This window comes from Lacisediminimonas sp., assembly GCF_030645335.1.
In the GTDB taxonomy this organism is placed as follows: Bacteria; Pseudomonadota; Gammaproteobacteria; order Burkholderiales; family Burkholderiaceae_D; genus Lacisediminimonas.
Genome location: NZ_JAUSNH010000212.1, coordinates 1 through 11,967, shown reverse-complemented (window position 1 = coordinate 11,967; position 11,967 = coordinate 1). Strand labels below are relative to the sequence as shown.

Below are 11,967 nucleotides of genomic sequence, written 5' to 3'. Positions count from 1 at the left end.
CGAAGATTCGCTGCGCGGCGCGCACATGGTGTTCATCGCAGCCGGCATGGGCGGCGGCACCGGTACCGGCGCAGCACCGGTCGTGGCCGAAATCGCCAAGCAGCTCGGTGCGCTGACCGTGGCCGTGGTGTCCAAGCCTTTTTCGTACGAAGGCCAGAAGTGCATGGACATCGCCAACGAAGGCCTGGAAGAGCTGAGCCAGCATGTCGATTCACTGATCGTCATCCTCAACGAAAAGCTCGAGGAAATCTACGAAGACGACAGCATGGTCGAATGGCTGCAGCATGCCGATGACGTCCTCAACAACGCCGTCGCCGGCATTGCCGAGATCATCAATGTGCCGGGCCATATCAACGTCGACTTCAACGACGTCAAGACCATCATGGGCGAGCAGGGCAAGGCCATGATGGGAACTGCCACCGCTGCTGGCGTTGATCGCGCCCGCATTGCAGCCGAGCAGGCGGTCGCATCGCCGCTGCTGGACGGCATCGACCTTTCCGGCGCGCGCGGCGTGCTGGTCAATGTCACTGCCAGCCGCGGCCTGAAGGGCAAGGAAATCAAGGAAGTGATGGCCACGGTGCGCGCCTTCGCTGCGGCGGACGCGTCGATTGCACAAGGCATCGCCTACGACGACAGCATGGGCGACGAACTGCGGGTGACCGTGGTGGCAACCGGCCTGGGCCGGGGCCGCAAGAATGTGCAACTGGTGCAGACGCCGATGTTGCGCACCGGCACCCATGACCACGCGGTCGCCGCGCCTCAGAACCAAGCTGGCAGCGCGCACGCGCAGCCGTCACATTCGTTCGAGGGCATGAAAGCGCCGGCGGTATGGCGTCGCGAATCCGCGTCCGAGACGGTTCGGGCGCTGGAAAAGAATGGCATGGAGACGTATGACATTCCGGCATTCTTGCGCAAGCAGGCTGACTGATCGTCTGCTCGGGAAGACAGGAAACGCCGCCTGCGGGCGGCGTTTTCCATTTCGCCGGAGAGGCTTTATAACGGCAGCGCCTTTTGCGGACGGGACGTCGGTGCTACCTGATCCCGAGTTCGGCCGTTCCCGTCCAGCGTGACCTCGCCTGCCAAATCGTGCCACGCCTGCAACGAAAACCGAAACGCGGCATACTGCCTGCTCGCCGTGCCGTCCATGGGCATGGCCATGCCAATCAACTGCTATAAATACCAAAAGGAAACACCATGACCATCAAAGTTGGCGATCGCCTGCCTGACGCCGTATTGTCCGAATTCATCGAAGTCGAAACCGCCGGCTGCGCGCTGGGACCGAACAAATTCAATGTGGCCGACCTGGTCAAGGGCAAGAAGATTGCGATTTTCGGTTTGCCAGGCGCGTTCACGCCGACTTGCTCGGCCAAGCATGTGCCCGGTTATGTTGCCAAGGCCGCCGAGCTGAAAAGCAAAGGGGTCGATGAGATCTGGTGCGTTTCCGTCAATGATGCATTCGTCATGGGCGCCTGGGGTCGTGACCAGAAATCCACCGGCGTGGTGCGCATGATGGCCGACGGCAGCGCCGAGCTGACCCAGAAAATGGGCCTGGAGCTGGACCTGACCAAGAACGGCATGGGCGTGCGCTCGACGCGTTATTCGATGCTGGTCGACGATGGCGTGGTCAAGCAGCTCAATGTCGAAGCAGCCGGCAAGTTTGAAGTGTCGAACGCCGAAACCATGCTGGCGCAACTCTGAGCCAGCATTAATTGTCGCCCGGCGCCGTGCACTTGCTGCAACACGAATCATGTGTGCGCGGCAAGGCCGGCCGGGCCTGCTGGGGCCGATTGGTATAATCGCCCCATGCTCAGACAACGTACCATCAAGCAATTGATCAGGACCATCGGCATCGGACTGCATTCCGGCACCCGGGTGGAACTGGTCTTGCGCCCGGCTGCCGCCGATACCGGCATTGTGTTTCGTCGCATCGACCTCGAACCGGTGGTCGAACTGCGGGCGGCGGCGCTCGAAGTGGGCGACACGCGCATGGCGTCGACGCTGCAAAGCGGGACAGCCAAGGTCTCCACGGTGGAGCACCTGATGTCGGCATGCGCCGGACTCGGTATCGATAACCTGGTCGTCGATATCACGGCAGAAGAGGTCCCGATCATGGACGGCTCTGCTTCTTCGTTCGTATTCCTGTTGCAGCAGGCAGGGCTGCAGGAACAGGACGCACTGAAAAAATTCATTCGCGTACTAAAGCCGGTGGAAGTGCGCGAGGGGCAGGGCGCGCAGGAAAAATGGGCGAGGCTGGAGCCCTACGACGGCTTTCGACTGCACTTCTTCATTGAATTCAATCATCCCGCCGTGGATGCGACCGGGCAGGTCGCCGAAGTGGACTTCGCGTTCGATTCCTACGTAAAGGAAATTTCACGGGCCCGCACCTTCGGTTTCATGCAGGACGTGGAAACCTTGCGCGGACTCGGCCTGGCGCGCGGCGGTTCGCTGGAGAATGCCATCGTGATGGACGAGTACCGGATACTCAATCCCGACGGCCTGCGCTACGACAATGAATTCGTGCGGCACAAGATACTCGACGCCGTGGGCGACCTGTATCTTGCCGGCCATGCGCTGATTGCATCCTACTCCGCGCACAAGTCGGGTCATGGACTGAATAACCAGTTATTGCGCGCGCTGTTCGCCCAACCGGATGCCTATGAGATTGTTTCCTTTGGCAACGTGGCGATGCCGGCGCCGCCTGCCTACGTGCGGCAACTTGGCCAGGAATGGGCGCTGAATTAAGTAACGAGCCCCGGCCGGGCTATTCTTGCTGCCGCGCCCGGTGACGCTGCACCATTGCCTGCAAGGCTGCGCGCAAGGGGTCGTTGTAGGGCTTTGCTTCCAGTGACTTTTCAAGCTCTTCCAGCGCGACCAGGGCGCTGCCGGAAAGGGTCGCCCGCTTCTCGGGTTTTGCCTTTACGACAACTTGGTCAACTTGCACTTTCAAACGTATTGCGCTAACCTGCCACCCTCGTTTCAGCAGGCTTTCACGCAGTCTTGGCAAGGTCTGTTTCAGCTTCGCAGCGAGCGCTGCGCTGGGAACCGACAGTACCAGTTTGTCGGATTCGAACTGCAGTACCTCACACGCTGTAAATATCCCTGGAAGAATGGCGGCGCAGTCTTTTTGCAGTGCCGCCATACGCGCAACCGTCGGCAAAAGGCTTGCCATTTTGTCGTTTGCATTGAGGAAGTCCACGGCGCCCAATGCCGACCGTGAAGACGATCCGTGGAGCTGGCGGGCATTTTGCTGGTAAGTCGATGGCGATGGACGTGACATCGCCCAACCTTATCACAGCTCGCCGACGCGCCGCGGCATTGAGGAATCGCTATGCAAATCATCCTGGTCCATCCGGGCTTGCGCCAGGCCCGTTCCATTACATTGAAGACACGTCACCTTGTCGTGCTGTTGCTGGCGTTCGTGCTGCTGGTCTGCACGGCCAGTGCAGCAGCTTTCTATTTCGGCCTGCCTTTGCTGGGGCGCATGGGCGTGCCATTCGCGAGTGCGGCCAGCGCCGGATCGGCAGATCCTGCCCATCAGGATCGCTATGTGCGCGAGAACATCGCCGCCATGGCGGTCAAGGTCGGCGAAATGCAGGCGCAGATGATGCGGCTGGACGCGCTCGGGGAACGGGTGCAGGGGCTGGCGGGCATCAAGCCCGAGACCTTCAATTTTCGTGAAAAGCCGGGGCGCGGCGGGCTCGAGCCGCCGCCCGAAGGGCAGACCATGAGCCCGGAGGCGTTCACCCGTGCGCTGCAGCAATTGTCCCTGGAGCTGGAGCAGCGTGGCGATTACCTGAACGTGGTGGAGAGCGCGCTGATGCAGGATAAGGTGCAATTCAAGATGTTGCCCACCGTGCAGCCGGCCAACGTGGGTTACAACGCCTCCGGCTTTGGCTGGCGCATCGATCCGTTCAATGGCCGGCAAGCTTTTCATGGCGGGATCGATTTTGCCGGGCCGACAGGCACGCCAATCGTCGCGGCGGCCGGCGGGGTGGTGGTGGCTGCCGAATACCATCCGCAATACGGCAACCTGCTGGAGATCGATCATGGCAATGACATCGTGACCCGCTACGCCCACGCGTCGCGGCTGCATGTGAAGCTGGGCGATATCGTGCGCCGCGGTCAGCGGGTGGCGGACATCGGCTCGACCGGCCGCTCCACCGGCGCCCACCTGCATTTCGAAGTCCTGGTCAAGAATATCCACCAGGATCCGCACAAATTCCTGTCGGCCGGCGCTGCCGCCCAGGCCCGCTTGCTGTCGGCCAGCCGCTGACCCCTGAGGCCGGGCTTGTTTCCCGGCAGCCAGTCCCCATATTTCGCTGGCACGCCCCGTGTTAAAATCCGCGGTTCGCTGGTATCGACCAATGTGCCGGACAAAGCCTGTCCGGCCGCCTTTTCCCAGGCCCAAACAAGCATGTCATTCCTGACCAAGATATTCGGTAGCCGTAACCAACGCCTGCTCAAGCAGTATCAAAAGACCGTTCGCCAGATCAATGCGCTCGAAGCCGGCATGGAGGCGCTGTCGGATGCCGAGCTGCAGGCCATGACGCCGGCTTTCAAGGAGCGGCTGGCCAGGGGCGAGACGCTGGACGCGCTGCTTCCCGAAGCATTCGCCGTCTGCCGCGAGGCCAGCAAGCGGGTGCTGAAGATGCGCCACTTCGACATGCAGCTGATCGGGGCGATGGTGCTGCACGATGGCAAGATCGCCGAGATGGCGACCGGCGAGGGCAAGACGTTGATGGCGACGCTGGCGGCCTACCTGAATGCGCTGTCGGGCAATGGCGTGCACATCGTGACCGTCAACGACTATCTCGCCCAGCGCGACGCCGAATGGATGGGCCGGCTGTATGGATGGCTTGGCCTGGCCACTGGCGTGAACATGGCGCAACTCGACCACGCGACCAAGCAACAAGCCTATGCCGCCGACATCACCTACGGCACCAACAATGAATTCGGCTTCGACTACCTGCGCGACAACATGGTCTACGAAGTCAGCGACCGGGTGCAGCGCGGCTTGCCGTTTGCGATCGTCGACGAGGTCGACTCGATCCTGATCGACGAAGCACGCACGCCGCTGATCATTTCAGGCCAGGCCGAAGACCATACCGACCTGTACCAGAAGATCAATGCCATCCCGCCGCTGCTGACCGAGCAGCTCGGCGAAGAAACGCCTGATGGCCGCGGCAAGATCGAGCGGCCGGGCGACTACCTGAAGGACGAGAAGGCGCACCAGGTATTGCTGACCGAAGCCGGCCACGAAAAAGCCGAGCAGATATTGACGCAAATGGGCCTGTTGCCCGAAGGCGCATCGCTGTACGACGCCGCCAACATCACGCTGATCCACCATCTTTACGCGGCGCTGCGCGCGCATGCGCTCTATCACAAGGACCAGCATTACGTGGTGCAAGGCGACGAGATCATCATCGTCGATGAATTCACCGGGCGCCTGATGACCGGCCGCCGCTGGTCCGATGGCCTGCACCAGGCGGTGGAAGCCAAGGAAGGCGTGCGCATCCAGAACGAAAACCAGACGCTGGCGTCGATCACGTTCCAGAACTACTTCCGCATGTACGGCAAGCTGTCGGGCATGACCGGCACGGCCGACACCGAAGCCTACGAATTCCAGGAAATCTACGGCCTCGAAACAGTCGTCATCCCGTCCAACCGGCCGAGCCAGCGCAAGGACCGCCAGGACCAGGTCTACAAGTCCGCGGAAGAGCGCTACAACGCTGTCGTGGCCGAGATCCGCGATTGCTACGAACGCGGCCAGCCGGTACTGGTGGGCACGACCTCGATCGAGAATTCGGAACTGCTGGCCAGCATCCTGGACAAGGAAAAGCTGCCGCACAACGTGCTCAACGCCAAGCAGCATGCGCGCGAAGCCGAAATCATTGCCCAGGCCGGCCGCCCGAAGATGGTCACGATCGCCACCAACATGGCCGGTCGCGGCACCGACATCGTCCTCGGCGGCAATGTCGAAAAGCAGATCCAGCTGATCGAGGCAGACAACGCCTTGTCGGACCAGGACAAGGCGCAGCGCTCGCAGACCTTGCGTGATGAGTGGCAGTCGCTGCATGAACAAGTGGTCGCCGCCGGCGGCCTGCATATCATCGGTACCGAGCGGCATGAATCGCGCCGGGTCGACAACCAGTTGCGCGGTCGTGCCGGACGCCAGGGCGACCCGGGTTCTTCGCGCTTCTTCCTGTCGCTGGACGACCCTTTGCTGCGCATTTTTGCCGGCGACCGGGTGCGCGCCATCATGGAACGCCTGAAGATGCCGGAAGGCGAGCCGATCGAGGCGGGCATCGTCACGCGCTCGATCGAATCGGCGCAGCGCAAGGTGGAAGCGCGCAACTTCGACATCCGCAAGCAATTGCTGGAATACGACGACGTTGCCAATGACCAGCGCAAGGTGATCTACACCCAGCGCAACGAGTTGCTGGAAACGACCGATGTCGGCGAAATGATCGACAGCCTGCGTGACGGCGTATTCACCGACCTGTTCCGCCAGCATGTACCCCCCGATTCAGTCGAAGAGCAATGGGATATTGCCGGTCTTGAACTGACGCTGGCCAACGACTGGCAGATGTCGGTGCCGCTGGCCGACATGCTCAAGGCGCAGCCGGACATGACCGACGAGGAATTGCTGGAGCGCGTGGTGGCGGCCGGCCGTGAAATGTACCAGGCCAAGGTCGAGCAGATCGGGCGCGATGCGTTTGCCGGCTTCGAGCGCAGCGTCATGCTGCAGGGCATAGACAGCCATTGGCGCGAACACCTGGCCGCACTGGACCATCTGCGCCAGGGCATCCACCTGCGCGGCTATGCGCAAAAAAATCCGAAGCAGGAATACAAGCGCGAAGCATTCGAGCTGTTTGGCCAGATGCTCGACCAGATCCGCGATGAAGTGGTCCGCATCGTGATGACGGTGCGCATCGAGTCGCGCGAAGAAATCGACGCTGCCGAGCAAGAGATGGCGCAGCCTCACGTTGCCAACGTGCATTACCAGCACGCCGACTACAAGCCGGGAATGGCGCCGGAAGAGTTGCTGGCGCCCACCGCAGAAGTCGACGACCAGCGGGCGCGCATGCTGGCCAGTATGCTGCCCAAGGTTGGGCGCAACGATCCGTGTCCTTGCGGCAGCGGTAAAAAATACAAGGTTTGCCACGGCCAGTTGCAATAGAGCCGTCCGGCACAGACCCTTCACACTGAAAAGACGAGAACACGGAACATGGCGGTCAATCTCCCACTTCCTTCGAACCTGCTGCCGGTACCCGGTATTGAACTCGGCTTTGCCGAAGCGGGAATCCGCAAGGCAAATCGCAAGGATTTGCTGGTGATGCGGCTGGCCGATGGCGCAACAGTGGCCGGCGTGTTTACGCTGAACCGTTTCTGCGCCGCACCGGTGCAGTTGTGCAAGGCGCGTAGCGGCAATAAAATCCGTGCGCTGGTGGTGAACACCGGCAACGCCAATGCCGGCACCGGCGAGCCTGGCCTGGCGGCGGCGCGCGAAACCTGCGTTGCGCTGGCTGCGCTGCTGGCTTGCGACGCCGAGCAGATATTGCCGTTTTCCACCGGCGTGATCCTGGAGCTGCTGCCGGTCGAGCGCGTCAAGGCCGGCCTGCCTGCGGCAATTGCCAACCTGAAGTCCGATAACTGGCAAGCGGCGGCAGAAGCGATCATGACCACCGACACTCAGCCCAAGGCGGCGTCGCGCACGGCCCAGATCGGCGGCAAGAAAGTCACCCTGACTGGCATCAGCAAGGGCGCTGGCATGATCAAGCCCAATATGGCGACCATGCTCGGCTTCCTCGCTACCGACGCCGGCGTGTCGCAGGCATTGCTGGAGAAACTGGTCAAGGACGCCGCCGACCAGTCATTCAACTGCATCACGATCGACGGCGACACTTCGACCAACGATTCATTCATGCTGATCGCCACCGGCGCTTCCGGGCTGCAGGTGACATCGGCCGATTCGCCCGAGTATGCGACGCTGGCAGCCGAAGTCCTGGCCCTGTCGCAGCAACTGGCGCAGATGATCGTGCGCGACGGCGAAGGCGCGACCAAGTTCATCACCGTGACGGTCGAACAGGGTGCCAGCGTCGCCGAGTGCCGCAAAATCGCTTATTCGATCGCGCATTCGCCGCTGGTGAAAACGGCGTTCTTTGCGTCCGACCCCAACCTGGGCCGGATCCTGGCCGCGATCGGCTATGCCGGTGTTGACGATCTCGACGTCGGCAAACTCGACCTTTACCTCGACGACGTGCTGGTGGCCAAAGCCGGCGGGCGCAATCCCGATTACCGCGAAGAAGACGGCCAGCGCGTGATGAAGCAAAGCGAGATCACCGTGCGCGTGCGCCTGGCGCGCGGCACCCACGCCGCAACGATCTGGACTTGCGACCTGTCGCACGACTATGTGTCGATCAATGCGGACTACCGGTCCTGATGCCGGCGCTGCGATAGCGCCCGCCGCAATCAAAAACCAACACAACAACGCAACGGCAAGCGCAACAACATGACTGAACTGGAAAATTTCCTGGCCCGCGCCGAAAGCCTGCTGGCCCGGGTGGAATCGCTGTTGCCGGCAAGCACAAAGCAGGTCGACTGGACTGCCTCGACCGCCTTTCGCTGGCGCCGGCAGCGCGGTCGCGATGGCGTCGGCTACCTGCAAGCGGTCACGCACCGCACTGCGATCACGCTGGCCGACCTGCACAACATCGAGCGGCAAAAGCAGGAAATCGAACAGAACACGCGGCAGTTCGTGGACGGCAAGCCGGCCAACAACGTACTCCTGACCGGCGCCCGCGGCACCGGCAAATCCTCGCTGATCAAGGCTTGCCTGAATGCCTACGCCGGGCGCGGCCTGCGCCTGATTGAAGTCGACAAGGACGACCTGGTCGATTTGCCCGATATCGTCGAGCTGGTCGCAAACCGGCCCGAACGCTTCGTGATTTTTTGCGACGACCTGTCATTTGAAGAAGGCGAGGGCGGCTACAAGGCGCTCAAGGTGGCGCTCGACGGCAGTATTTCGGCGCAATCGGACAATGTACTGATTTACGCGACCTCGAACCGGCGCCACCTGATGCCCGAGCGCATGTCGGACAATGCGACCTACACCCACACCGACGACGGCGACCTGCATCCCGGCGAAACGGTCGAAGAAAAAATTTCGCTGTCCGAGCGCTTCGGACTATGGGTATCGTTCTATCCATTCCGTCAGGCCGACTATCTCGACATCGTGGGCCACTGGCTGCGGCATTTCGGTTGTGGCGAAGAAGAGATCAAGGCGTCCTCGCATGATGCGCTGCAATGGGCACTGCAACGTGGTTCGCGCTCGGGCCGGGTGGCCTGGCAGTTTGCCAAAGACCATGCCGGCAAGGCAGGCCGCTGAGGCGGCGCGGGAAAAGAATCCGATGGCAGCCATCGATGTGGCAGTGGGCGTCATGCGCAAGCCCGACGGCAGCTTGCTGCTGGCCCGTCGGCCAGAGGGCAAACCCTATGCCGGCTACTGGGAATTCCCGGGCGGGAAGGTAGAGCCGTCAGAATCCGTGCTCGATGCACTGAAGCGGGAATTCGAAGAAGAACTGGGTGTCACGGTGCTACGGGCAGAACCCTGGTGCTGTGTCGAGCATGTGTACCCGCACGCGCATGTGCACCTGCATTTTTTCATCATCCATGATTGGCGCGGCGAACCGCAAAGCCTGGAAGGGCAATCCTTCGCATGGCAAGGCACGGTACAGGTGGAGCCGGTGCTGCCGGCCACGATACCGTTGCTGGAGTGGCTGTACCGGTTGGCGTAAGCCTTGCCGGCTTGCCGGATCGGACCGGCCAGTCCTGGCGCCGTTACAGCGTGTCCAGCGCAGGTGGGCGCCAGCGCATGCGCCAGGCGCCCGGCCACCCTTGCTCGTGCGCTTAAATCCGTCCCTGCCCATCGGGCTGGTCCGGATCATCCTCGTCCTGCGGCGGCGACACCGCAGGAATCACGTATTTCTCCTCCGCCCATGCGCCCAGGTCTATCTGCTTGCATCGCTGGGAGCAGAACGGCCGGTATTTGTTTTTTTCGGTCCATTCGACCTTGGCCGAACAGGTGGGGCAATCGACTACGGTGACCATCGGGGAGCCTGAAAAAACGGGAATCAATGAAGGATCAGATTGAGCGATCTGGCGCAGCTTTCAAGTGCCGCTTGCAAACGTATATGCACGCAGCATGAACTTGCCGGCCCGCGTTGCACGGCCGGCAGGTACGCGACTCAGAAATTGCAGAGTGTCAGTTCAAACGGGACGTCGGATTCAGTGGGTCGCGGCTTCATGTCGCCATCCTGCAGCGTGAAGCGCACCCATAACATGTACTTGTTGGCCGAGATCTCCGGGATGGCCCCCATCGATTCATCCAGCGTCAGGCGCAGCATCTGGTAGATCTTGCCCTGCAACATCTGCTGGTAACTGCCCGCCTGGGCAATGATCTTCGAAGGCCGGCCGGACTCGCGTAACAGCCGCAGCACCAGGCTGATTGCATTGAACAGCGGCTCCAGCGGACCGAACCAGTTGGAAATGTCCTGCAGCCGGCTTTCTTCCGGGCGCTGCTGCCAGGCATGGTAGGAGGGCAAGTCGAATTCGCAGGCGCCGCCAGGGATGATGGTGCGGCCGCGAATGCTCATCAGCCATTCATTTTCGCGGATGTGCTGGCCGGTCCTGCCTTGCGCGGCGACCAGCGCCGCGCTGGTCTGGTCGACCTCGGCCAGGATCTCGTCGAGCATTTCGGGTTGCACGTTCGGGTTGCTGCGAAAGCCCAGCAGCGTCTGCTTCTGGCGTTCGAGTTCCTGCAGCAGGTCGGACTTCAGGTCGGCGCGACCGGCAACTTCCAGCATCTCGAAGATGGTGGACAGGGCGACGTGGTGATGCAGCGCATGGCCTTGACGTACAAAAAAAGCAAACTTGTCGTACAGGTCTTCTAACCGCAACAACGTACGAATGCGCTCGTTGAAAGGGTATTCGTAGACGATCAATGTTGCATCCGTAGGAGAGTGGAGGCGGAACGACAATGTACGTGATTCTGACCCATGCCGGGTGAAATTACAAATTCTGTAACCATTGTTTTCAACCGGATCGGGCCAGGGATGCGTACAAGGCGTGCAGCCGGTCGACTTCAGGTTCGAGTGCGGCCGGGTCGCGATCGTTTTCAATCACGTCATCTGCGGCGGCCAATCGCTGCGCACGGGTGGCCTGGGTCGCCATGATGGCGCGCACCTGTTCCTCGCTTAAGCCGTTGCGGCGCATGACGCGCTCTATCTGCACGGACTCCGGGCAATCCACCACCAGCACCCGCGAGACCCGTTGCCGCCAGTTGCCCGACTCGATCAGCAGCGGCACCACGAAGATCGGGTAGACGCCGCTGGCCTGTTGCCCCGCCCGTTCGGTTTCAGCGCGGATCAGTGGATGCAGGATCGATTCCAGCTGCTTCTTTGCCGCCGGGTCGGAAAACACGTGCTGGCGCATGCGCGCGCGATCCATTGCGCCTTCCGGCGTCATGAAGCCGTCGCCGAACAGTTGCCGGATGGCCGGCATGGCAGCGCCGCCGGGCGCGGTCAGTGCATGGGCAATGCGGTCGGTATCAATCAGGGTCGCACCGCGCGCGGCCAGCATGTCGGCCACCAGGCTCTTGCCGCTGCCAATGCCGCCCGTCAGGCCGACCGAGAAAGGCCGGACAATCACTGTGGACGTCACTTCAGAATGCCCCGGGCAGCCAGCCTTCTACGATCGCTTTGCCATACAGCAAGGCAATCAGGCCAGCGGCGGCGAGATAGGGGCCGAACGGAATCGGGTTGTCGCGCGCGCGGCTCTTGAACACGATCAGGAAAATACCCACCGCAGCACCCACCACCGACGACAGCAGGATCACCACCGGCAGCATGATCCATCCCAGCCATGCGCCCAATGCCGCGAGCAGCTTGAAGTCGCCATAGCCCATGC

Annotated in this window: 13 protein-coding genes; 8 read left to right on the top strand and 5 right to left on the bottom strand. The window is 61.8% G+C overall.

The genetic code is table 11. The features are described from left to right. From Q7T64_RS14770 to lpxC, 3 genes are all read left to right on the top strand, one after another. Positions 1-928: cell division protein FtsZ (locus Q7T64_RS14770; protein WP_304797255.1), on the top strand; the 928-nt coding region annotated here is incomplete at its 5' end. 266 nt (positions 929-1,194) lie between these two features. After that, positions 1,195-1,698, top strand: coding sequence for a peroxiredoxin (locus tag Q7T64_RS14765; protein ID WP_304797252.1), 504 nt, complete (start codon positions 1,195-1,197; stop codon positions 1,696-1,698). A 105-nt stretch (positions 1,699-1,803) separates the two neighbouring features. Further along, entirely contained in the window at positions 1,804-2,742 is a 939-nt protein-coding gene (gene lpxC, locus Q7T64_RS14760; RefSeq protein WP_304797249.1) for a UDP-3-O-acyl-N-acetylglucosamine deacetylase, read from the top strand. A gap of 19 nt (positions 2,743-2,761) precedes the next feature. On the opposite strand, the gene Q7T64_RS14755 is transcribed toward lpxC, so the two are convergent. Continuing rightward, positions 2,762-3,196: a DciA family protein gene (locus tag Q7T64_RS14755; RefSeq protein ID WP_304797246.1), complete on the bottom strand. Its 435-nt coding sequence runs from the start codon at positions 3,194-3,196 to the stop codon at positions 2,762-2,764. Between the two features lie 132 nt (positions 3,197-3,328). Between Q7T64_RS14755 and Q7T64_RS14750 the strand changes: the two genes are divergently transcribed. The 5 genes from Q7T64_RS14750 (at position 3,329) to Q7T64_RS14730 (ending at position 9,797) form a co-directional block, all read left to right on the top strand. After that, positions 3,329-4,273, top strand: coding sequence for a M23 family metallopeptidase (locus Q7T64_RS14750; protein WP_304797244.1), 945 nt, complete (start codon positions 3,329-3,331; stop codon positions 4,271-4,273). Positions 4,274-4,414: 141 nt separating this feature from the next. Further along, positions 4,415-7,180 (top strand): preprotein translocase subunit SecA, encoded by a 2,766-nt coding sequence (secA, locus tag Q7T64_RS14745; protein WP_304797242.1) that lies wholly within the window; start codon positions 4,415-4,417, stop codon positions 7,178-7,180. 48 nt (positions 7,181-7,228) lie between these two features. Next, positions 7,229-8,443 carry a bifunctional glutamate N-acetyltransferase/amino-acid acetyltransferase ArgJ gene (argJ, locus tag Q7T64_RS14740; protein WP_304797239.1) on the top strand — a complete coding sequence of 405 codons (1,215 nt, stop codon included), beginning with the start codon at positions 7,229-7,231 and terminating at the stop codon, positions 8,441-8,443. 69 nt (positions 8,444-8,512) lie between these two features. Beyond that, complete coding sequence (locus Q7T64_RS14735) at positions 8,513-9,388, top strand: ATP-binding protein (RefSeq protein ID WP_304797236.1); 876 nt, start codon at positions 8,513-8,515, stop codon at positions 9,386-9,388. Between the two features lie 22 nt (positions 9,389-9,410). Next, positions 9,411-9,797 (top strand): NUDIX domain-containing protein, encoded by a 387-nt coding sequence (locus Q7T64_RS14730; protein WP_304797234.1) that lies wholly within the window; start codon positions 9,411-9,413, stop codon positions 9,795-9,797. Between the two features lie 112 nt (positions 9,798-9,909). Here the strand turns inward: Q7T64_RS14730 and Q7T64_RS14725 are convergent, their stop codons facing one another. From Q7T64_RS14725 to Q7T64_RS14710, 4 genes are all read right to left on the bottom strand, one after another. Then, positions 9,910-10,110: a DNA gyrase inhibitor YacG gene (locus tag Q7T64_RS14725; protein WP_304797231.1), complete on the bottom strand. Its 201-nt coding sequence runs from the start codon at positions 10,108-10,110 to the stop codon at positions 9,910-9,912. Between the two features lie 137 nt (positions 10,111-10,247). Next, positions 10,248-11,003, bottom strand: coding sequence for a cell division protein ZapD (zapD, locus tag Q7T64_RS14720; RefSeq protein WP_304797228.1), 756 nt, complete (start codon positions 11,001-11,003; stop codon positions 10,248-10,250). A 91-nt stretch (positions 11,004-11,094) separates the two neighbouring features. Continuing rightward, positions 11,095-11,721, bottom strand: coding sequence for a dephospho-CoA kinase (coaE, locus tag Q7T64_RS14715; protein WP_304797226.1), 627 nt, complete (start codon positions 11,719-11,721; stop codon positions 11,095-11,097). Between the two features lies 1 nt (position 11,722). Then, positions 11,723-11,967, bottom strand: a 245-nt coding sequence (locus Q7T64_RS14710; RefSeq protein WP_304797224.1) for an A24 family peptidase, incomplete at its 5' end; no start/stop codon positions are given.